We start from the raw sequence: 21,625 nt of genomic DNA on the forward strand, positions 1-21,625 counted from the left end.
TCGGGACTACTCCTCGAACGTGTTGACCATGGCGAATGCGGCGCGCTGCAGATAGTCCCACAGGGTGGCATCCGCGACCGGCGGGAGCTCGAGCGTGTCGACCGCGGCGCGCATGTGCGCGAGCCACCGGTCGCGGGCATCGGGGTTGACCTTGAACGGCAGGTGACGCATCCGCAGTCGCGGGTGTCCGCGCTGCTCGCTGTAGGTGGTCGGGCCGCCCCAGTACTGCTCGAGGAACATCAGGAGTCGCTCCTCGGCCGGCCCGAGGTCCTCCTCGGGGTACATCGGCTTGAGCACGGGGTCGTCGGCGACGCCGCGGTAGAACTCGTGCACGAGTCGCTCGAAGGTCGGCCGGCCGCCGACCTGCTCGTAGAAGCTGGGGGAGGGGAGGTTCACGGGGCGTCCTTCGGCGGGGCGTCGGTCGGTGCGAGCGGGTCGGCGGGCGGGGTCGCGGAGTCCGGCCCGGGTACGCTGCCCGAGCCCGTGATCGACTCCACGGCACGCTTCGCCCGGAGGGCGCGCCGGTCCTTCGTGTCGGCAACGACCGGGCTGGGCGCGGTCTTCGGCGGCTTCGCGCCCTTGACCCGGGTGACGCCCTCGAACCCGGAGAGCACGACGCTCGACAGGCTCGGCAGCCGGAGCCCTTGGTCGTCGAGCGTGCGCTTGAGCCGCATCCGCAGTTCGCGTGCCACATCGTCCTTCGACGAGGTCCGCGCCTTCATCACCACCCGGATCACCATCGCGTCGGCCGAGATCGACTCGAGACCCCACACCTCGGGCTTCTCGAGGATGCGCGGGCGCCACTTCGACGACTGCGCCATCTCGGTCGCCGTGCGCAGGAGGGCCGTCTCGACCTCGTCCACGTCGGCCTCGTAGGGCACGGCGAGGTCGATGATGACGCGGGCCCAGCCCTGCGACATGTTGCCCACCCGGTTGATCTCCCCGTTGCGCACGAACCAGAGGGTGCCGTTCACGTCGCGCACCGACGTGACGCGGATGCGCACGTCCTCGACGATGCCGGACGCGTGGCCGAGGTCGACGATGTCGCCGACGCCGAGCTGGTCCTCGATCACCATGAAGAAGCCGTTGAGCGCATCCTTGACGATGTTCTGCGCGCCGAAGCCGAGGCCCGCACCGAGCGCGGCGGACAGCAGCGTGAACGAGCCGAGGATGTCGGGCGCGAGCACGTTGACGACCGCGAGGGTGACGACGATGAACAGCGTGATGTTGACGAAGTTCGTGAGCACCGAGCCCAGTGTTCGCGTGCGCTGCACGACGCGGACCGCGGCGAGCGGCGAGGCCGCGAGTGCCTGGGTGTCATCGACGTCCTGCTTGCGCTTGACCCCGGAGACGATGCGGTTCACGGTGCGCCGGATCGCGAAGTGCAGCGCCCACCGCACCAGCAGCGCGATCACCACGATCGCGACGACCGTGATGGCGTCGGTGAGCAGGAGACCCCACCAGCTGGCCCAGAACACGTCGATCTGCGTCGTCACGTCCACCGGGTCGGGGAGCGGCTCTTCGAGTCGGAGCATGGTTCGGAAGTCTATTCGACGCTCGGTCGGCGGACGTCGCCGGCACTAGGGTTGACCGGTGCCCGAGCGCTCGAACGCCGCAGTCGCGCACCGCGACCTCCGAATCCCTCGACGACGCGGCGTGGGCGCGCGCGTCGCCGTCCGAGCGCGCAGCAGCGTCGGGCTTCGACTTCGAGGCGCTGTCCGCCCGCGCGGTGCGCGTCCGCAGGCTCGTGGGCGGCATCGCGATTCCGGTCGCGGCGTGCTTCGCGATCCTCATGATGGCCATCGGAGTGCTGGCTCGCCCGTCCGAGGGCGAGCCGGCGTTCATCGTCGAGCTCTTCGGGTGGTTCCTGCTCGGCGTCGCCCTCGGTGTCGCCTTCCATGCGGCCGCGGTCGCGACGTTCGGGTCGGTCTTCCGCCGCGTCGGCGATCCGGCGGGACGCATCGCTTCGATCGCCACCGTGGTCGTCTTCGATGCGACCTGGATCACGGCCGCTTCCCTGATCGCGATGATCGACCGGCCAGCGGCCATGTGGCTGGTGCCTCCCGGCATCATCGCGGCGACGCTCGCGTTCACCTCGGCCCGTTTGGACCTGCCGCTCGCGGTGCTGCGCGACCCCTCACCGTCGGCACGGCAGGGCTGGCAGCAGCTGACCGAGATGGACGTGCGTTCGACCGGCGTCGGGCCCGTGGGCTGGATGCTCGCGCTCGCGCTCTTCGAAGGGGTCGGCGCGGCGGCGGCAGCCATGCTCGTCCTCCACTTCCATTCGCTTCCGGCCGCGGCGGCGCTGCTCGTCGCGCTCGTGGTCGTCGACCTGATCCACTTGCGGCTTCGAACGCGCAGCTACCGAGCCGCCGTCGCGGTGTCCGGTCTCGTGGCGATCACGGGAACACTGCTGTTCGTCGTGTCGAGGTAGGGCACCGCGACGGCGGTCCGCGGATCAGCCCACGGTGACCGACGCCGCGTCGCGCTCGCGCGCGGCGAGGGCCCGTTCGAGCTCCGAGAGCTGCTCGGCGACCAGCCGGTGCAGCGGAGCCGGCTCCGGGTGCTCGTCCAGCCAGGCGCGGGTGCGGCGGGCGAGCTCGGCGTCGACCACGGGCGCCGGGAAGAGCCGTCGCACGATGAGCGAGGCCATGGTGAAGCTCCGTTCGGCCCAGACGCGCTCGAGCATGCCGAGGTAGTCGTCGACGGAGCCGGCGAGCAGGCCCGGGTCGACGGTCCGCTGCCAGCCGTCGGCGATCGCCCGGGCGACGTCGTTCGAGAGCGTCGCGTCGGTCGCGACCCGGTGCCAGGCGGCATCCTTCACGGACTGCTCCGGACGGGCCGCGCGGGCGGTCTCGGCGAGCTGGCGGCCCTTGGCGGTGTCGTCGGCGGCGAGCGCGGCGTCGATCTCGTCGTCGGATGCCGCGCCGAGGGCCGCCCGCGCGATCGTGATCTCCCAGCGCAGGTCGAGGTCGACCTCGAGCCCGTCCAGCCGCTTCTCCCCGGTGCGGAGCGCGTCGAGCACGTCGCCGTGGGCGGGCGCGCAGGCCAGGCGCGTGAACGCCTTCACGAACTGCAGCTGCGCGTCCGAGCCGACGGGCGCGAGTTCGGCCAGCGCCCAGACGGCGTCGGCGGCCTCCTCGGCGAGTTCGTCTCGATGGGCGTCGGCCAGGTAGCGCGACGACGCGAGTTCGAGGCGGGCGAGGGCGAGGCCGCGCGCCGCGGACTGGGTCTCGTGGCCGATGTTCGCGACGACGAGTCGCACGAATTCGGAGGCCGGCAGTTCGGCGTCGCGCACGGCGTCCCACGCCGAGCCGAGGACGACGGCGCGCGCCACCGGATCGGCGATCTCCGCGAGGCGGTCGCGCGCGACGGCGAACGACGGATCGTCGAGCCGGACCTTGGCGTAGGTCAGGTCGTCGTCGTTGGGGAGGAGCAGCGCCGGCCGGGCGCGCCCGACCAGGTCGGCGACCTCGGTGGACGCGCCGTCGATGTCGAGCTCGATGCGGTGCACCCGCTCGAGACGGCCGTCGACGTCGTCGTACAGGCCGATCGCGATGCGGTGCGGACGCAGGGTGGGGTGCGACGCGGCGGCGGCCTGCAGCACACGGGCGGCGGTGACCGCACCGGCGGCATCCGTCTCGACCTCGAGGCGCAGCGTGTTCACGCCGGCCGTCTCGAGCCACTTCGCCGACCAGTCGGCGAGGTCGCGACCGCTTGCGGCCTCGAGCTCGGCGAGCAGGTCGCCGAGTGTCGCGTTCGCGCCGGCGTGGGCCGACAGGTACGCGCCGACGCCGCGCTGGAAGGCCTCCAGGCCGACCCACGCCACGAGCTGCTTCAGCACCGAGGCGCCCTTGTCGTACGTGATCGCGTCGAAGTTCACCTCGACATCGCCGATGTCGTCGATGACGGCGACGATCGGGTGCGTCGAGGGCAGCTGGTCCTGCTCGGCGGCGTGGGTCTTCTCGTCGCTGGCGAACGTCGCCCACACGTCGGCGAACTCCGTGATGCGCGAGGTCGCGAGGGTCGACGCCCAGGTCGCGAACGACTCGTTCAGCCAGAGGTCGTTCCACCAGCGCATCGTCACCGAGTTGCCGAACCACATGTGGCTGAGCTCGTGCAGCACGACGATCGCGCGCTGCTCGCGTCGCGCGTCGGACACGCGCGACCGGAACAGGTAGCCCTCGTTGAACGTGACTGCGCCGACGTTCTCCATCGCGCCCCAGTTGTACTCGGGGACGAAGATCTGGTCGTACTTGCCGTACGGGTACGGCACGCCGAACGCATCCTCGTAGAACCCGAGCCCGTCGCGCACCAGCTCGAACATGACGTCGGGCTCGGCGTACTGCGCGAGCGAGCGGCGGGTGAACAGGCCGAGGGGCACGTCGCGCCCGTCGGTGCTCGTCGCCGACGAATGCCACGACGCGTACGGTCCGGCGATGATCGCCACGATGTAGCTCGAGATGACCGGTCCGGTCTCGAACGCCCAGGTGGCGGTGCCGGATGCCGCGCCCGGGTCGGGCTCGGGCGACGGCGCGTTGCTCAGCACCGTCCAGTGCCCGGGCGCGGTGATCGTGAAGCGCACCGACGCCTTGAGGTCGGGCTGGTCGAACACGGCGTAGACGCGGTTCGCCTCGGCGACCGCGAACTCGGTGTACAGGTACGCCTCGCCGTCGACCGGGTCGACGAAGCGGTGCAGGCCCTCGCCCGTGTTGGTGTACTTGCGCGTCGAGACGACGCGGAGCTCGTTGTCGGCGGCGAGCCCGTCGAGGCGGATCCGGAACCCGTCCGACACGGAGGCCGTGTCGAGGGCCACCCCGTTCAGGGTGACCTCGTGCAGCTCGGACGTCGTCGACTCGATGAAGGTCGACGCGCCGGGTCGCGCCGTGAACCGCACGATCGTGTCGGAGCGGAAACGCCGGTCGTCGCCGGTGAGGTCCAGAGTGACCTCGTAGGAGGGGGAGCCGAGGAGCGCGGCGCGCTCCTCGGCCTCCGCCCGCGTCAGGTCGGGGCGGCCCACGGCCTATGCCTCCTGCGCGTCGCGCGCCTGCGCGGCGACCGCCCGGTCCACGCCGGCGAGGCTCTCGACCACGAGGCGTCGCAGCGCCGGCGGGGCGTCGGCGTGCGATTCGAGCCACGCCCGGCTCGCCGCGGCGAGCTCGGCGTCGGCGAGCGGCGACGGGTACAGGCCGTCGACGAGCTTCTCGGCGATCGCGTAGCTGCGCGACTCCCAGACCGTGCCGATCATGGCGAAGTAGCGCTCCACGAACGCCTGCAGCAGCGCCGGGTCGGCCGAGCGCAGGAATCCGGCGGCGGTGTCGCGCACGACCGAGTTCGACGCGGTGTCCACGTCGACGAGCGACGCCCAGGCGCGCTCCTTGGCCTCCGCGGTCGGGATGGCGGCGCGCGCCTTCGCGGCGGCCTCGCGGCCGGTGGCGGTGTCGTCGGTCGCGAGCCGCGCGTCGATGTCGGCGTCGTCGGCCCGGCCGGCCGCGGCGAGCGCGACGAGCAGCTCCCAGCCGAGGTCGGTGTCGACCGACAGCCCGTCGAGCGAGAGCGCGCCGTTGTATAGGGCGAGCAGGTCCTCCTGTCGGGTGCCGTGCTCGGCGATCGAGGCGAACGCCTTCACGAACTGGAACTGCGCGTCGCTGCCGGGCTCGGCCTGGCCCGCGAGCTCCCAGAAGCCGTCGGCCAGCTGCCGGAGTGCGTCCGGGCGTCGAGCCGGCTCGGTGTAGGCGCTCGCGGCGAGGATCGAGTTCGCGAGCACGACCCGCAGCGTGGTCGACTCGGTCTCGCTCGCGATGTTGCCCAGCACGAGCGCCAGGTAGTCGCTCGCCCGCGTCTCGGCATCGCGGGTGGCATCCCACACCGAGCCCCAGACGAGGGCCCGTGCGAGCGGGTCGTCGATCTCGGAGAGGTTCGCGAGCGCCACCCCGTGCGACGCGGTGTCGAGGCGGATCTTCGCGTACGCGGGGTCCTCGTCGTTCAGCAGCACGAGGTCGGGTCGCTCGATGCCGACGAGCTCGGCGACCTCGGTGCGCTCGCCGTCGACGTCGAGCTCGACGCGGTGGTCGCGGACGAGTCTGCCGTCCTTCAGGTTGTAGAAGCCGATCGCGAGGCGGTGCGGACGGATCGTCGGGTACTCGGCGACCGCGGACTGCAGCACGGCGAACGAGGCGATGCGCCCGTCGTCGTCCGTCTCGATCTCGGGACGCAGCGTGTTGACGCCCGCGGTCTCGAGCCAGAGCCGGCCCCAGTCCGAGAGGTCGCGGCCGCTCGCAGCCTCGAGCTCGACGAGCAGGTCGGCGAGCGTCGTGTTGCCCCAGGCGTGCTTGCGGAAGTACGCGGACACGCCCTCGAAGAAGGCGTCGACCCCGACCCAGGCGACGAGCTGCTTGAGCACCGATCCGCCCTTGGCGTACGTGATGCCGTCGAAGTTGACGAGCACGTCCTCGAGGTCGCGGATCTCCGCGACGATCGGGTGGGTGGAGGGCAGCTGGTCCTGGCGGTACGCCCAGCTCTTCTCCATCGCGTTGAACGTGGTCCACGCTCCCGACCACTCGGTCGCCTCGGCCGTGGCGATGGTCGAGGCCCACTCGGCGAACGACTCGTTCAGCCACAGGTCGTTCCACCACTTCATGGTGACGAGGTCGCCGAACCACATGTGGGCGAGCTCATGCAGGATCGTGACGACGCGGCGCTCCTTGACGGCGTCGGTCACCTTCGAGCGGAAGACGTACACCTCGGTGAACGTGACCGCGCCGGCGTTCTCCATCGCCCCCGCGTTGTACTCCGGGACGAAGAGCTGGTCGTACTTCGCGAACGGGTACGGCACGCCGAACTTCGCCTCGAAGTACTCGAAGCCCTGCTTGGTCTTCTCGAAGACGTAGTCGGCGTCGAGGTACTCGGACAGGCTCTTGCGCGCGAACACGCCGAGCGGGACCACGCGGCCGTCGGCGCTCGTGAGCTCGTCGCGCACCACGTCGTACGGGCCGGCGATGAGCGCGGTGATGTAGCTCGAGATCCGCGGGGTCGGCTCGAACGCCCAGGTCTTCGCACCTTCGTGCGCCTCAGCCGGCTCGGGCGTCGGCGAGTTCGACACGACCTGCCAGTGCGCCGGGGCGGTCACGGCGAAGCGGAACGCGGCCTTCAGGTCGGGCTGCTCGAACACGGCGAACACGCGGCGCGAGTCGGGCACCTCGAACTGCGTGTAGAGGTAGACCTCGTCGTCGACCGGGTCGACGAAGCGGTGCAGGCCCTCGCCGGTGTGCATGTACCGGCCGTCGGCGACGACGACCAGCTCGTTCTCGGCCGCGAGGTTCGGCAGCTGGATGCGCGCCCCGTCGCTCACCTCGGCGGGGTCGAGCGACTCCCCGTTCAGCGTCACCGAATGCACCGCTGCCATGATCGCGTCGATGAACGTCGACGCGCCCTCGCGCGCGCTGAAGCGCACGGTCGTCTCGGTCCGGAACACCTCCGGCCCCGTGGTGACGTCCAGTCGGACGTCGTAGTCGTGCACCGTGACGAGCGCCGCGCGCTCCTCGGCTTCGATGCGGGTGAGGTTCTCTCCAGGCACTCGGCTCTCCATCTGCGTCGAACGGATGCGTCGCCGCGGGCGTTCGTGGGTCCGGGCAACCCGAACAGCCTAGTCCGGCGACACCGCGTCCGGGAGGGGTGCGCGCTCCCTAGACTTGGCGCATGCGCATCCACATCGCGACCGACCACGCCGGCCTCGAGTTCAGCCGGACGCTGCAGGCGCACCTGGCCAACGGCGGCCACGACGTCGTCGACCACGGCCCCGCCGACTACGACCCGCTCGACGACTACCCGGCCTTCTGCGTCAACGCCGCGCTCGCCGTGGCGCGCGACCAGGCCGCCGGGGTGAAGGCGCTCGGCATCGTCTTCGGCGGGTCGGGCAACGGCGAGCAGATCGCGGCCAACAAGGTGCGGGGCATCCGCGCCGCCCTCGTCTGGAGCATGGACACCGCGATCCTCGCCCGCCAGCACAACGACGCCAACGTCATCTCGATCGGCGCCCGCCAGCACACGGTCGAGGAGGCGATCCGCTATATCGACGCCTTCATCGCCGAGCCGTTCTCGGGTGACGAGCGCCACGTGCGCCGCATCGCGCAGCTCGCCGAGTACGAGACGACCGGCGACATCGCGGGCAAGGGCGTCGACGTCGAGGCGCCGGCCGCGGGGGAGTAGCGAGTGCCCGAGGGCCATTCCGTCCACCGCATCACCCGGCAGTTCGAACGCAACTTCGTCGGTCGCGTCGTGCGCGCCTCGAGCCCGCAGGGCCGGTTCGCCGAGGGCGCGGCCGACCTCGACGGGCGGCGGATGACGGACGCCCGCGCGGTCGGCAAGCAGATGTTCCTCGGCTTCGAGGGGGACCGCTGGCTGCGCGTGCACCTCGGCATGTACGGCGCGTGGGACTTCGCGGGCGACATCCTGATGGATGCCACGATCGCGTCGTCCAACGGCCGCATGGGGCAGACGAACCAGAAGGGCACGTTCCTCGACGGGCCGAACCCCGACGCCGTCGTGCTCGATGCGGCCGGCGAGAACTCGCTGCACTCGATCGGCGCGCCGCGGCGCACCCGGCTGCGCATGTCGGAGTCGGAGAAGGAGCAGGACGGGTTCGACGCCTTCCCGCCCGAGCCCGTCGGCCAGGTGCGGGTGCGGCTGCTCACCGACACGGTCGTCGCCGACCTCCGCGGCCCCACCGCGTGCGAGGTGCTCGACCCGGCCCAGGTCGAGCAGGTGGTCGGACGGCTCGGCCCCGATCCGCTCCTCGACGACGGACCCGACGCCGAGGAGCGCTTCACGAGCGTCGTCCGCCGCAAGCCCACGCCCATCGGCCTGCTCCTCATGGACCAGAACGTCGTCTCGGGCATCGGCAACGTCTACCGCGCCGAACTGCTGTTCCGCGCGCGACTGAACCCGCACACGCCCGGCCGGCTCGTACCCGAGGAGACGGTCCGAGCGCTGTGGCACGACTGGTCGAGGCTCCTGCGCATCGGCGTCGAGACCGGCCAGATGATGACCATGGACGGCTTGGATGAGGATGCATGGCGGCGGGCGATGGCCGACCGCGACGACCGCCACTGGGTGTACAAGCGCGAGGGCCTGCCCTGCCGGGTGTGCGGCACGAACATCCTCCTCGAGGAGATGGGCGCCAGAAAGCTGTACTGGTGCCCTTCCTGCCAGGCATAGGACCCCGATGAGCCCACGACCCGACCTCACCCTCGCAGACGCGCGCCTGCCCGGCCGCGATGCACCCGTCGACCTCCGGATCGAGGACGGCCGGGTGCGCGTCCTGGCCCGCGGAGCGGGCGGAAAGACCCGCGGCGAACGGATCGACCTCGCCGGCCGCTGGGTCGTGCCGGGGCTCTGGGACCGCCACGTGCACATGGCGCAGTGGGCCATGGCCGCCCGGCGCATCGACCTCGGCGGTGCCGACTCGGCGGCCGAGGCGGCCGAGCTCGCCGCGGCATCCGTTCGCGCCGGTGCCGACGAGGTGATCGGCATGGGGTACCGCGACGGGCTCTGGCCCGACACGCAGACGATCGCACTGCTCGACCGCATCGGCGGCGACGTGCCCGTCGTGCTCGTCTCCGGCGACCTGCACTCGTGCTGGGTCAACACCGCGGCCGCGCGCCGGCACGGCATGCTCGACGCGGCCGGGACGAGCGGCGTGCTCCGCGAGGAGGACTGCTTCCGCCTCGTGCGCGAACTCGACGACGTCGCCGACCGGGTCCTCGACGGGTGGATCTCCGACGCCGCCCGAGCCGCCGCAGCGCGCGGCGTGGTGGGCGTCGTCGACTACGAGATGCGCTGGAACCGCGACGACTGGGCGCGGCGCGCGGCGGACGGGCTCGACGCCCTGCGGGTGCGGTTCGGCGTCTACACGCAGCACCTCGACCGCGCGGAGGAGGCCGGGCTCCGAACCGGAGACGCCGTGGAGGGCACGGGGGGACTCGTCCGGGTCGGCGGCTACAAGGTGATCACCGACGGCTCCCTCAACACGCGCACCGCGTGGTGCGCCGACCCCTACCCGGGCCTCGGGCCGGACGAGCACCCCTACGGCGTCGCCAACGTGCCCTACGACGAGCTCGTGCCGCACCTGCGCCGCGCCGGCGAGATCGGCCTCGACCCCGCCGTGCACGCCATCGGCGACCGCGCCAACGAACGCGCCCTCGACGCGCTCGAAGCGGTGCAGCCGAGCGGATGGCACGGTCGCGCGACCATCGAGCACGCCCAGCTGCTCCGCCACGAGGACGTCGCGCGATTCGCCCGCCTCGGCATCGTCGCGTCCGTGCAGCCCGAGCACGCCATGGACGACCGCGACGTCGCCGACCGCTACTGGGCCGGACGCACCGACCGCGCCTTCATGCTCCGCGACCTCGCTGCCGCCGGCGTGGAGCTCGCCCTCGGGTCCGACGCGCCCGTCGCGCCCCTCGACCCGTGGGTCGCGATCGCCGCCGCCGTCGGCCGCACCCGCGACGGACGCGGGCCGTGGCATCCGGAGCAGGCCGTCGACGTGCGCGCCGCGCTCGCCGCATCGACCGACGGCGTCGGCGCCGACGTGCGCGAGGGCATGGCCGCCGACCTCGCCGTCGTCGAGCTCGACCCGGCGGAGGCATCCGTCGACGACCTGCGCCGCATGCCGGTCGCACTCACCGTGCTCGGCGGCCGGATCACCCACGGGGGATAGCCCCCGCCAGATCCGGGTGCCGACCGGCTGGGGCGGCAGTTCCCCGGCCGGTTGGCTTGGAGCATGCCCGAACTCCGCCGCCCACGTGCCGTCCTCGTCTCCGCCGCGGTCGGCGTCACCGCCGCCGCGACGGCGCTTGCGCTCGCCGCCTGCTCCGTCGGCGGGCCCGGCCGCGTCACGACCGTCGGCGAGGTCGACTTCGATACGCCGCTGCCCGTGCCGCCACTCGCCGAGTCGACGGTCGACGCCGACGGCACGCGAGTCTTCCGGCTCGTGGCGCAGGCCGGGACGACCGCGTTCGTCCCCGGAGCCCCGAGCGAGACCTGGGGTTTCAACGGCGCCTACCTCGGCCCGACGCTCGTCGCCGAACGCGGCGAGCGCGTGCGCGTCGACGTCGTCAACTCGCTCGACGAACCCACGACCGTGCACTGGCACGGCATGCACCTGCCCGCCGAGATGGACGGCGGCCCCCACCAGATGGTCGACCCCGGCGACACCTGGTCGCCCGCATGGACCGTCGACCAGCCCGCCGCGACGCTCTGGTACCACCCGCACCCGCACGGCGAGACCGAGCAGCACGTCGCCCGCGGCCTCGCGGGGATGTTCCTCGTGCGCGACGACGCCGAGTCGGCGCTGCCGCTGCCGCGCGAGTACGGCGTCGACGATCTCCCGGTCATCGTCCAGGACGTCGCGCTCGCCGACGACGGTCGCCTCGAGGCCGCGCCGCAGGGCTTCGCCGGGCGCCTCGGCGACGAAGCCCTCGTGAACGGCGCGCGCGGCGCGTACGCCGAGGTCGGCGACGAGCTCGTGCGGCTGCGCCTGCTCAACGCGTCGACCGCGCGCAGCTACGCGTTCGCGTGGGGCGACGGCCGGCCGGTCGACGTCATCGCGACCGACGGCGGGCTGCTCGCGGCATCCGTCGCCCTCGACCGGGTGATGCTGTCGCCGGGCGAGCGCGCCGAGGTGCTCGTCCGCATGGAACCGGAGGAGCGGCGCACGCTGCAGTCCGTCATGACGCCCGACGCGGCAGGGCTGAACCCGGTCGTGGCGGGCATCAACGGCGCGACCGACGCGTTCGACGTGCTCGAGCTGCGGGCTGCCGACCTGCTCGACCCAGCGCCCGAGGTGCCCGGCAGGCTGGCCGACCTGCCGCCGGTCGAGACCGACCTCGCCGCCACCCGCACGTTCGACCTCGAGGGCTTCCAGATCAACGGCGAGCAGATGCGCATGGACCGCATCGACGAGACCGTCACCGTGGGCACCGCCGAGCGGTGGGTCGTGTCGAACCCGAGCGGCATGCCGCACAGCTTCCACGTGCACGACGTGCAGTTCCGCGTGGCCTCCGTCGACGGCGCCGCGCCGCCGCCCGAGCTCGCCGGATGGAAGGACACGATCTACGTCCGCCCCGAGACCGAGTACGAACTCATCCTGCGGTTCGACGACTTCGCGGACCCGGACGCGCCGTACATGTACCACTGCCACCTGCTGTGGCACGAGGACCAGGGGATGATGGGCCAGTTCGCCGTCGTCGAGCCCGGTCAGCGTGCGACCATGAGCGAGGAGATGACCGACCATGACCACGACTGAGCCCGCCGTGCCGGCCGCCAGGCCGCCGGCTGCGGATCCCGCCACCACGCTCACGGATGCCGCGACCCGGCGCCGCGGCTACGGCGCCCGCTGGGCGGCGCTGCCCCGCGAGCTCGCGTACCTGCTGCTCGGCTTCCCCGTCGCCATCGTCGCGTTCACGGTCCTCGTCACGCTCTTCTCGACCGGCGTGAGCCTCATCGTCATCGCGGTCGGCGTCGTCGTCGTGCTCGGCGCCCTCTACACGGCGCGCGGCGTGGGTGCCTTCGAGCTCATGCGGCTGCGCTGGGCGGGCCGGCCGCCCGTACGCGAGCCTCGCTGGCAGCGCGGTCCCGCCGGCGAGGACGGCTGGGCGGCGTTCCTCCGACCGCTCATCGACGGGCACTACTGGCTCTACCTCCTGCACGGCATGGTGGTCTTCCCGGTCGTCGCGCTGTTCAGCTGGGTGGTGACGGTCGTGTGGACTGCGATCGCGCTCGGCGGACTCACCTACTGGCTCTTCGCCTGGACCCTGCCTTCCTTCGATCGGGGCGTTCGCGCGAGCGAGTGGCTGCTCGATCGGCTGGTTCCGGGTGGGGCCGACGCCCTCGGCGTCGAGCCGCTCATCGTGGAGGGCGTCGTGCAGTTCCTGCTCGGCGTGGTGTTCCTCCTCACCCTGCCGCTCATCACGGGCGGCCTGACCCGCCTGCATGAGGCGATCGACCGGGGCATGCTCGGCGCGTGGCGCTCGGAGGCGCTCGAACGCCAGGTCGCGCAGCTGTCCGCGTCACGAGGCGCGGCGGTCCAAGCGGAGGATGCCGCGTTGCGTCGGCTCGAGCGCGACATCCACGACGGACCCCAGCAGCGGCTCGTGCGCCTGCAGATGGACCTCGCCGCGATCGAGCGCAAGCTCGACGCCGACCCGGACGCGGCCCGTGCTCTGCTCGGCGAGGCCCGCGAACAGGCTCGCGACACGCTGGACGAGCTGCGCGCACTCTCACGCGGGTTCGCCCCGCCGCTGCTCCAGGACCGCGGGCTGCCCAGCGCTCTGGAGTCGCTCGCCGCGCGCAGTCCCGTCCCCGTGACGCTCGAACTCCTCCTGCCGACGGATGCCGCGCTCCCGGCGGCCATCGAGCGGAACGCGTACTTCATCACCGCCGAATTGCTCACCAACGCGGTCAAGCATGCGTCGGCGAGCGCCGTCCGACTGCGCGCGTCCACCCGTGACACGGGTGCGAGCGGCCACTGGCTCGACCTGTGGGTCACCGACAACGGCCGCGGGGGCGCCGCCCCGGTCCCCGGGCACGGGCTGGACGGCCTCGCCGAGCGGGTGCGGGGGCTCGGCGGCGTCCTGCTCGTCGACAGCCCCGCCGGAGGGCCCACCGTGGTGGGCGCGCACTTCCCGTTCGTCCCGGAACCCGTGTCGGAGGCATCCGCCTCGGGGCTCGTCGAAGCGCCTCCGACGGCCGGGCCGGCCGCCTCGGACCCTCGCTAGGGTGGGACGGTGACCGATCAGGGTGCGCCCGTGCGCGTCGTCCTCGCCGAGGATTCGATGCTGCTCCGGGAGGGGCTCGTGCGGCTGTTCGACGAGGCGGGGTTCGAGACCGTCGGCGCCTACGGCGACGCCGACGCGCTCCTCGCCGACCTCGATCGCGCGTCCCCGGATGTCGCGGTGCTCGACGTGCGCATGCCGCCGACGTTCCGCGACGAGGGCGTGCGCGCCGCGATCGAGCTGCGCCGTCGCGTGCCGGGGCTCGGCGTGCTGCTGCTCAGCCAGTACGTCGAGGGCACGTACGCGCACGAGCTGCTCGCGTCGGCCGACGGGGGCATGGGCTACCTGCTGAAGGACCGCGTGGCCTCGCTCGACGACCTGCAGGACGCGGTGCTCCGCATCCGCGACGGCGGCACGGTGCTCGACCCGCAGGTCGTGCGCGAGCTGCTCGCGCGGCGCGGCGACCCGCTCGCATCGCTCACGCCTCGCGAGCGCGAGGTGCTCGAGCTCATGGCCGAGGGGCGCACGAACGCGGGCATCGCCTCGCAGCTGTTCATCGGCGTCGGCGCCGTGGAGAAGAACGTGACCTCGATCTTCCAGAAGCTCGGCCTCGAGGACTCCGGCACCGACCACCGGCGCGTGCTGGCGGTGCTCGCCTGGCTCCGGCGCTGACCACGGCCCCGGGCGGCGGGCGTCAGTCGGAGGGCGTCGGGCGAAGCGCCGTGTAGGTGCCGAAGACGTCGCGGTAGCGGACGTAGCCGATTCGCGCCCAGAGCACGAACCAGCCGACCGCGACGGCGACGCCGACACCCACGGCGACGGCGGTCGCACCGCCGAACGAGGTCACGACGGCGCCGACCAGCAGGCCGACCATGGCGCTCTCCACCGAGGCGATCACGGTCATCGAGCTGGCGAAGGGCTGGCTCGGGCGCGCACCGAACGGGAAGTACGTCCGGTGCGCGCCGAGCTCGTCGTCGTTCGCCGAGCTGAGCAGGTACGGGGCCAACCCGGGATCGAGGTCGAGGTACGCGCCCCGCAACCGGTTCATCGCGATGACGTAGGCGAGGTCCTCGGTCATGCCGTTGAGCACCCGCGTCTGCGTGATGAAGCCGAGGAGCGCGAGCAGCGCCAGCACGCTGATCGCCGCGACGCCGAACCAGCCTCGGAACCCGGTCGCGTTGCCGAGCACGCTCAGCGTGACCAGGCCCGCCGACACGAGCGTGAGGTAGATCGCGATGCGGGTGAGCAGCTCGCTCTGGGTGGTGCTCCGCGAGGCGAGGAGGCTCCAGTGCTCGGTGGCGAGCATCTGCGCACGCAGCGACTTCTGCGCGTCGGTCAACTCGCCGCCATCCGGACCGCCGCCCGATGCCGGCGGAGTCGGCTCGGGCCCGGGTGCTGCCGCCATAGTGGCATTGTGCACCCGGGCCCGGGATTCCGCACCCGGGAACGCCCGGGCGGGAGCGGCGGCCTACTCCACGCTCGTGTGCGCGGCGAGGAACCAGCGGTCCTTGTCGAGGCCCTGACGGATCGCGATCGCCACGTCCTGGCTCGCCGGGTCCAGTTCCTCGAGCCCCTCGATCGCGGCGTTCACCTTCTCGGTGGCCACGTCGATCTGCGCGACGACGTCGGCGATCGTGTCGTCGGACTGCTTGAACCCGGCCTTGGGGTTCACGGCCTCGCTCTCGCTCGCGATCGTCGAGAGCCGGGCGTCGATGGGCAGCCCGAGGGCGACGACGCGTTCGGCGGCGAGGTCGGCCCACTCCTGAGCGTGGTCGACGACCGTGTCGAGGAACTCGTGCACCTCGAGGAAGTCGCGGCCGCGGACGTTCCAGTGCGCCTGCTTGCCGTTGACGGCGAGCGCCGTGAGTTCGTGGACGACGGGCGTGAAGAACTGCGAGACGCCCGAGGCGACCTCGGGGTCGGCGCCGGCCTTCTTCGCGGCGGACTTCTTCGGAGCCGTCTTGGAGTCGGTCATGTGGTCCCCTTCCACTCGATGACGTACGCCATCACGCTACGCCGGGGGCCGCGGGAGGGCCCAGCGAGGGGGTGCGATTCGCAGGGGGTTGACGGGATGCGGCGACCGCGGCAGTTGCGACGAAGATCCGATTCGGAGGGGATGACGGGAATCGAACCCGCACCATCAGTTTGGAAGACTGAGGCTCTACCATTGAGCTACATCCCCGAGCGCCCGCGAGCGGGCACCCGATCATCGTAGTACACGCGCGCCGCTGCTCAGCGCAGGGCCGCGAACGATCGGATCGCGCCCCGCGCGAAGCGGAGCTGGCGTTCGTAGGTCGCGGCGACCGCGATGAGCACCGCGCCCGCGATCCCGAGCCAGAGCCACCACCACTCCGCCTGGTACAGCCGGCTGATCCAGGGCCAGAGCTGGGCGACCGCGTGGACGAGCAGCACGCCGCCGCCGAGCGCGAACGGCGCCTGCAGGCGCAGGGCGACGCCCACGACGACCGCGGCGAGCGCGATCGCACCGAGTGCGACGATCCTCCAGAGCTCGGGATCGGTCCAGTCGGCGATCAGCGCCGGCAGCAGGACGATCGCCAGGCCCGGTCCGAGGGCGGCCCAGCTCCCGGCGTCCCCGGACCGTCGGAGGCGCAGCGCGCCCGCGACGATCAGGGTCGTGCCGATGAGCGAGGTGACGAGGTCGACCGGTCCGACGACGCCGACGGGTTCCAGCACGCGGAGCGGCAGCGCGACCCCGGCGGTCACCGCCATCAGCGCGAGCGACGTCCAGCCGGTGGCCGCTCCGGCGACGGGTCGCGTCGCGACGGCGACCGAGGCGACGTGCAGCGTGCCGAGCGCGGCCAGGAGCAGGGCGGTGCGCAGGGTCGACTGCTCGCCGGCGACGATGGCGACGACCGTCGGCATCGCGGCGATCACGATCGAGGAGGGGAACAGCGCGTCGGGCAGCCACGATGGCCCGCTGCGCCATCGAACCGAGGTGACGGAGGCGACGACGCCGACGGCCAGCGCGAGGGCCGGCCAGAACTCCACCGGGAGTCCCTCGGCGGAGCCCGACGCCATCGCGAGGCCGCGGACGACGCCGGCGACCGTGGCGGCAGCCCATCCCGCGAGCAGGACGAGCAGGCGGATCGGGACGCCGCGCAGGTGGTCGGGAAGGAACGCGGCGGCGAGGACCGCCACGCCACCGGAGGCGACGAGGACGAGCGCGCGCAGCTCGGATTCGCCGGCCATGGCGGCGCTCGGCAGCACGGCCACGGCCAGGGCGGTCGCGGCCAATGCGGTGCGCGCGGGCTCGACCGTCGAGCGGGTCGGCCGCCGCCAGGCCAGGAGGAGCCCGACCGCGGCCACGACGGCGGCGGCCGGGAGCGTATAGGCCTCCACGTCGTCGACGCCCGCGCCGGCGAACCAGCTCCACGCGCTCCCGATCAGCAGGATCGGCGTGGCCCACGCCAGGTGCCGCATCGGATCCGCTCCGGCGATCGGGTCGCCGAACCGCGCGGCGAGCAGCACCGGAGCCGGCGCGAGGACGAGCAGCACGAGCCACGTGAGCCCGGGCGCGCTCGGCGGGGCGAGTCCGGCGACGGCGGTGATCAGGGTGAGCATCGAGACCGACGCCGTCCAGGCCCGGCGCACCGGGTCGGCGGCCGGGAGCACGAGGAGGCCGAGGGCGGCGGCGCCGAGGACGCCGATCGCGGCGCCGATCGCGGCCCGAGGCCCCTCGCCCGCCGTCGTCGCCGCGCCCGCGAGGGCGAGCACGGTGGCCAGCGGCACGATCGCGGCGAAGGCGGTCCGCGCCCAGGAGCGGTCCCAGCGGATCCAGCCCAGACCGACGATCGTGAGCGCCGCCGCGGGCGACCACGCCCAGGGGTCCTCGACGAACGGCACGCCCTCGAGACGGTCGAACGCCTGTGCGATCGTCGGGACGGCCAGGACCGTCGTGCCGAGCGCCGCAGCCGAGAGCAGGGGGATCGTCGCGGCTGTCCGGTCGGCCTTCGGCCAGCGCGGCGCGAGGAGCAGCGCCAGCGCAGCGGTGCCGGCGGCCGCGGTGGTGAACGCGGGAGCGGACCACGGCGCCGCGAGCGGCGTACCGGCGGCCTGGGCCCAGGACGGCAGCACCACGGCCGCCGCGACGATGAGGAGCGCCGCGACGACGACGTGCGCGGACCCGATCGCGGGCCCGAAGCGCGGTCCCCACACCCCTCGTGCGAGCAGGCGCCCGGCGACGGCGACGATGATCGCCGCGACGACGAGCCACGGCCACAGGGCCGGGCTCGCGTGCGACATCCACCATGCCGCGGCGGCGGCGGGGATGCCCGCGACGGCGAGGACCGCACGCGTCCCGCCGACGGGACGCAGCGGCGGCCACCACGCCAGCGCGAGCGCCAGCACGGCGACCGCGCCGAGCAGCACGACCGCGGCGAGGAGGGTGGCCGCGGTGGTGGCGGCGGCGAGTCCCGCGAACAGGGCCAGCGCGATCGGCAGCGCGATCGCCCGACGCAGGCGCGGAACGACGGCGATGGCGCCCGCCGACGCCGCGGCGGCGCCGAGGGGAGCGAGCACGGCGCCGAACGCCGCCCCGGTCGCGACCTCCGGCCGCTCCGCCAGCGCCTCGACGGACCAGGCGATCGACGTCGATCCGATGAGCTGGACGCCGGCGAGCACGGCGACGGCGATCGCGGGGAGCAGCGCCGCCGCGGCGATGCCGGCGGCGGCGATGCCGGCGGCGGCGGCATCGCGCGCGAGCCGTCGTCCGTGCCGCGCGCCGAGGCTCAGCAGCACGACGACGACGCCGGCCGCCGTCGGGGCCACCCACATCGCGAGGGTCGCATCGAGTTCGCGTGCCGCGCCGAGCGCGACGCCGAGGGCGGATGCCGTGCCGGCGCCGATCGACCCGGCGAGCGCGGCACCGCCGTCGGCCGATCGCCCCCGGAACCGCACGGTGACGGCGACCGCGGCCCACGCGACGGCGGCCGCCAGGAACGCCCACGTCACGCCCCACGCGACATCCGGGAGCGCCCCCACGGCGGCGACCGTCGCGATCGAGGATCCGACGAGCCCCGCCACCACGGCGATGAGGCGCTCGGCTCGTGCGGGGAGGAACACGGCGGCCGTGCCGACGGCGGATGCCGCGAGCCCGCCGAGCCACGCACCCGTCGCCGGACGATCGGCCGGCGCCGCGGCGAAGCCGAGCAGGAACGCCGCGACGGGCGCCGCGAGCGCCGCAGCGAGTCCGGGCACCCGCACGCCGGTGAGCACACGGATCCCCGCGAGCAGGGCGGCCACGACCAGGAGCGCGGTGCCCCAGTAGCCGGCCTCGTCGGGACGGTCGGCGCCGAAGAGGCCGTTCGCCCGCACGATCCAGATGTCGAGCACGATGAGCACTACGCCGACCGCGGCGACGCCCTCGGCCGTGCCGGCCAAGCGCCGGACGCGCAGGAGCCACGCCAGCGCCAGCACGATGATGCTCGCCACGCCGATGATCACCGAGCGGACTTCGAGCGTGGCGATGAGGTACGCGACCAGCAGGAAGACCACGGCGGCCACCGACAGCAGCACCACGCCGAGCGCGAGCAGGAAGACCTGCACGCCGGAGCGTCGCGGTCCGGTGGGCGGGCCGGGTTCGGCGGCCGACGGCGCCGGCGTCGCGGGTTCGGGCATCCGGGTGGACGGCGGCGAGAGCGGCGGGCCCCCCGGCGTCGCCGGCGGCGGCAGCTCGACGGGCAGCGACGAGCCGGTGGTCGCCGGGATCGCGGCATGGAGCGCCGGCGTCGCGGCGACCGCGCCGACCGGGGGAGCGGTCGCACCGCGGACGGCCTCGGCCTGGCGGGCGAACATCTCCGAGACCAGACGTCGGCGATCGCGCTCGGCCTCGTGCACCCGCGCGCCCGCGGCGAGCACCAGGTTCGCCTCGGGGACGTCGAGTCGCAGGCCGCACGTCGCGCACACCGAGCTCGTGAGCTCGGAGAAGCATGCGGGGCAGCGCGTCGTGTCGACCAGCAGCTCGGGACGGCTGGGCCATCGGGGCAGAGCGGACGCCGCGGGACGCGTCGGATCGGTCATGCGGCTCACTCTGGCACGGTGATCGGCGCCGGCGCCTCGGTGGAGACCCCGACACGCGCAGAGCGGCGGCCGCACGGTCCGGGAGGAGGGGCGGTCGTGGGCCCGCACGGCGCGTGCAGTAGACTTTCGGGGGTCCATCCGCACTTCGACGCGCTCCGGCGTGCCGACGCGGCCGGACGACGAGTCAAGCCGACGGCTCGGGGCGTAGCTCAGCTTGGCTAGAGCGCCCGCTTTGGGAGCGGGAGGTCGCAGGTTCGAATCCTGTCGCCCCGACGAGTCGCACAGGCTCGACACGAACTTCCACCAAACAGGAGAATCTCCCCCATGCCGACCACTTCGGTTGAGAAGCTGAGCCCGACTCGCGCCAAGCTCACCATCTCGGTGACGCCCGAGGAGCTGAAGCCCAGCATCGCCCACGCCTACGAGCACATCGCCGAGCAGATCGCCGTGCCCGGCTTCCGCAAGGGCAAGGTGCCGCCGCCCATCATCGACCAGCGGGTCGGCAAGGCCGCCGTGCTCGAGCACGCGGTCAACGAGGGCCTCGACGGGTTCTACCGCGCCGCGGTGACCGAGCACGAGCTCCGCCCGCTCGGCCGTCCGTCGGCCGACATCGTCGAGTGGCCGAACGAGAAGGACTTCTCGGGCGACCTGCTGCTGGCCATCGAGGTCGACGTCCGTCCCGAGATCGAGCTGCCCGACTACGAGGGCCTCGAGCTCACCGTCGACACGGTCGAGGTCGGCGACGACGAGGTCACCGAGGAGCTCGAGCGACTGCGCAGCCGCTTCGGCACGCTGATCACCGTCGACCGTCCGGCGAAGACCGGCGACTTCGTGACGCTCGACCTCGTCGCCGTGATCGACGGCACCGAGGTCGACACGGCCAGCGGCGTCTCGTACGAGCTCGGTTCGGGCGAGCTGCTCGAGGGCATCGACGAGGCGCTCGACTCGCTCACCGCGGGTGAGACCACCACCTTCGAGTCGAAGCTGCTCGGTGGCGACCACCAGGGCGAGACCGCCGAGATCACCGTCACCGTCACCGCGGTGAAGGAGCGCGAGCTGCCCGAGGCCGACGACGACTTCGCCCAGATCGCGAGCGAGTTCGACACGCTCGACGAGCTCACCGCGAGCCTCACCGAGCAGGTCGCCAAGAACAAGTCGTTCGGCCAGGGCAGCCAGGCCCGCGACGCCCTCGTCGACAAGCTCCTGGAGCTCGTCGAGGTCCCGGTCGCCGACAGCGTCATCGAGGACGAGGTGCACCGCCACCTCGAGTCCGAGGGGCGCCTCGAGGACGACGAGCACCGCGCCGAGGTCACCGAGGCGAGCACGAAGGCGTTCAAGACGCAGATCGTCCTCGACGCGATCGCCGAGAAGCACCAGGTCCAGGTCAGCCAGGAGGAGCTCACGCAGTACCTCGTCCAGGGTGCCGCGCAGTACGGCATGGACCCGAACGAGTTCGTGCAGATCCTCAGCCAGAACGGCCAGATCCCCGCCATGGTCGGCGAGGTCGCGCGCAACAAGGCGCTCGCGATCGCGCTCGGCAAGGTGACGGTGAAGGATGCCGCCGGCAACTCCGTCGACCTCGCCGAGTTCACGGCCGACGTCGAGGACGCCGACTCCACCGAGGCCGAGCCCGAGGAGGCGCCGGCCGAGGAGAAGAAGCCGGCGCGCAAGCGCACCACCAAGAAGGCCGCCGCCGAGGACGCACCCGCCGAGGACGCGCCCGCGGAGGAGAAGAAGCCCGCGCGCAAGCGCACCGCGAAGAAGGCCGACGCCGAGTAGTCGGCGTCGTTCCGCGAGCATGCGACGGGGCCGGG

General features: G+C 72.9%; 15 protein-coding genes and 2 tRNA genes. 9 read left to right on the forward strand and 8 right to left on the reverse strand.

Translation table 11 applies throughout. The features are described from left to right. Positions 1–6: 6 nt before the first annotated feature. Positions 7–396 (reverse strand): globin, encoded by a 390-nt coding sequence (locus ACUY4T_RS01650; protein ID WP_446017150.1) that lies wholly within the window; start codon positions 394–396, stop codon positions 7–9. After that, positions 393–1,535: a mechanosensitive ion channel family protein gene (locus tag ACUY4T_RS01655; protein ID WP_446017151.1), complete on the reverse strand. Its 1,143-nt coding sequence runs from the start codon at positions 1,533–1,535 to the stop codon at positions 393–395. The genes ACUY4T_RS01650 and ACUY4T_RS01655 overlap by 4 nt, the downstream gene beginning before the upstream one ends. A 194-nt stretch (positions 1,536–1,729) precedes the next feature. Between ACUY4T_RS01655 and ACUY4T_RS01660 the strand changes: the two genes are divergently transcribed. Continuing rightward, positions 1,730–2,434, forward strand: a complete 705-nt coding sequence (locus tag ACUY4T_RS01660) for a hypothetical protein (protein ID WP_446017152.1) — start codon at positions 1,730–1,732, stop codon at positions 2,432–2,434. Between the two features lie 24 nt (positions 2,435–2,458). Here ACUY4T_RS01660 and pepN (ACUY4T_RS01665) read toward each other — a convergent pair whose 3' ends face one another. Together pepN (ACUY4T_RS01665) and pepN (ACUY4T_RS01670) are read right to left on the reverse strand one after the other, a co-directional pair. Beyond that, the gene (gene pepN / locus ACUY4T_RS01665; RefSeq protein WP_446017153.1) at positions 2,459–5,020 is read right to left on the reverse strand and encodes an aminopeptidase N; all 2,562 of its coding nucleotides are present in this window, start codon (positions 5,018–5,020) and stop codon (positions 2,459–2,461) included. A 3-nt stretch (positions 5,021–5,023) separates the two neighbouring features. Beyond that, positions 5,024–7,576: an aminopeptidase N gene (gene pepN / locus ACUY4T_RS01670; protein ID WP_446017154.1), complete on the reverse strand. Its 2,553-nt coding sequence runs from the start codon at positions 7,574–7,576 to the stop codon at positions 5,024–5,026. A 122-nt stretch (positions 7,577–7,698) separates the two neighbouring features. On the opposite strand from pepN (ACUY4T_RS01670), the gene ACUY4T_RS01675 reads away from it, so the two are divergent. The 6 genes from ACUY4T_RS01675 to ACUY4T_RS01700 all read left to right on the forward strand — a co-directional run bounded on the left by ACUY4T_RS01675 (position 7,699) and on the right by ACUY4T_RS01700 (position 14,444). Then, positions 7,699–8,208, forward strand: a complete 510-nt coding sequence (locus ACUY4T_RS01675) for a ribose-5-phosphate isomerase (protein WP_446017155.1) — start codon at positions 7,699–7,701, stop codon at positions 8,206–8,208. 3 nt (positions 8,209–8,211) lie between these two features. Then, positions 8,212–9,216: an Fpg/Nei family DNA glycosylase gene (locus ACUY4T_RS01680; protein ID WP_446017156.1), complete on the forward strand. Its 1,005-nt coding sequence runs from the start codon at positions 8,212–8,214 to the stop codon at positions 9,214–9,216. A gap of 7 nt (positions 9,217–9,223) precedes the next feature. Beyond that, a complete protein-coding gene (locus ACUY4T_RS01685) occupies positions 9,224–10,717 on the forward strand; it encodes an amidohydrolase (RefSeq protein WP_446017157.1) in 1,494 nt (497 codons plus the stop codon). A gap of 63 nt (positions 10,718–10,780) precedes the next feature. Beyond that, positions 10,781–12,304 (forward strand): multicopper oxidase family protein, encoded by a 1,524-nt coding sequence (locus ACUY4T_RS01690; RefSeq protein WP_446017158.1) that lies wholly within the window; start codon positions 10,781–10,783, stop codon positions 12,302–12,304. Beyond that, positions 12,291–13,775: a sensor histidine kinase gene (locus ACUY4T_RS01695; RefSeq protein WP_446017159.1), complete on the forward strand. Its 1,485-nt coding sequence runs from the start codon at positions 12,291–12,293 to the stop codon at positions 13,773–13,775. The genes ACUY4T_RS01690 and ACUY4T_RS01695 overlap by 14 nt, the downstream gene beginning before the upstream one ends. 9 nt (positions 13,776–13,784) lie before the next feature. Continuing rightward, the gene (locus tag ACUY4T_RS01700; RefSeq protein WP_446017160.1) at positions 13,785–14,444 is read left to right on the forward strand and encodes a response regulator; all 660 of its coding nucleotides are present in this window, start codon (positions 13,785–13,787) and stop codon (positions 14,442–14,444) included. A 22-nt stretch (positions 14,445–14,466) separates the two neighbouring features. Here ACUY4T_RS01700 and ACUY4T_RS01705 read toward each other — a convergent pair whose 3' ends face one another. The 4 genes from ACUY4T_RS01705 to ACUY4T_RS01720 all read right to left on the reverse strand — a co-directional run bounded on the left by ACUY4T_RS01705 (position 14,467) and on the right by ACUY4T_RS01720 (position 19,811). After that, positions 14,467–15,177 carry a hypothetical protein gene (locus ACUY4T_RS01705; RefSeq protein WP_446017161.1) on the reverse strand — a complete coding sequence of 237 codons (711 nt, stop codon included), beginning with the start codon at positions 15,175–15,177 and terminating at the stop codon, positions 14,467–14,469. 63 nt (positions 15,178–15,240) lie between these two features. Next, complete coding sequence (locus ACUY4T_RS01710) at positions 15,241–15,747, reverse strand: Dps family protein (RefSeq protein WP_446017162.1); 507 nt, start codon at positions 15,745–15,747, stop codon at positions 15,241–15,243. Between the two features lie 136 nt (positions 15,748–15,883). Further along, positions 15,884–15,954: transfer RNA gene (locus ACUY4T_RS01715), tRNA-Gly, on the reverse strand. 50 nt (positions 15,955–16,004) lie between these two features. Continuing rightward, the gene (locus ACUY4T_RS01720; protein WP_446017163.1) at positions 16,005–19,811 is read right to left on the reverse strand and encodes an SCO7613 C-terminal domain-containing membrane protein; all 3,807 of its coding nucleotides are present in this window, start codon (positions 19,809–19,811) and stop codon (positions 16,005–16,007) included. Positions 19,812–20,009: 198 nt separating this feature from the next. Here ACUY4T_RS01720 and ACUY4T_RS01725 point away from each other — a divergent pair. Further along, a tRNA-Pro gene (locus ACUY4T_RS01725) sits at positions 20,010–20,084 on the forward strand. A gap of 51 nt (positions 20,085–20,135) precedes the next feature. Then, a complete protein-coding gene (gene tig / locus ACUY4T_RS01730) occupies positions 20,136–21,590 on the forward strand; it encodes a trigger factor (protein ID WP_446017164.1) in 1,455 nt (484 codons plus the stop codon). Positions 21,591–21,625: the final 35 nt, after the last annotated feature.

This window comes from Agromyces arachidis (assembly GCF_052805135.1).

Coding starts and splice junctions, on each gene's coding strand:
- ACUY4T_RS01655 (WP_446017151.1), bottom strand. CDS start 1,535: ATGCTCCGACTCGAAGAGCCGCTCCCCGACCCGGTGGACGTGACGACG.
- ACUY4T_RS01675 (WP_446017155.1), top strand. CDS start 7,699: ATGCGCATCCACATCGCGACCGACCACGCCGGCCTCGAGTTCAGCCGG.
- ACUY4T_RS01685 (WP_446017157.1), top strand. CDS start 9,224: ATGAGCCCACGACCCGACCTCACCCTCGCAGACGCGCGCCTGCCCGGC.
- ACUY4T_RS01690 (WP_446017158.1), top strand. CDS start 10,781: ATGCCCGAACTCCGCCGCCCACGTGCCGTCCTCGTCTCCGCCGCGGTC.
- ACUY4T_RS01695 (WP_446017159.1), top strand. CDS start 12,291: ATGACCACGACTGAGCCCGCCGTGCCGGCCGCCAGGCCGCCGGCTGCG.
- ACUY4T_RS01705 (WP_446017161.1), bottom strand. CDS start 15,177: ATGGCGGCAGCACCCGGGCCCGAGCCGACTCCGCCGGCATCGGGCGGC.
- ACUY4T_RS01710 (WP_446017162.1), bottom strand. CDS start 15,747: ATGACCGACTCCAAGACGGCTCCGAAGAAGTCCGCCGCGAAGAAGGCC.
- ACUY4T_RS01720 (WP_446017163.1), bottom strand. CDS start 19,811: ATGACCGATCCGACGCGTCCCGCGGCGTCCGCTCTGCCCCGATGGCCC.
- tig (WP_446017164.1), top strand. CDS start 20,136: ATGCCGACCACTTCGGTTGAGAAGCTGAGCCCGACTCGCGCCAAGCTC.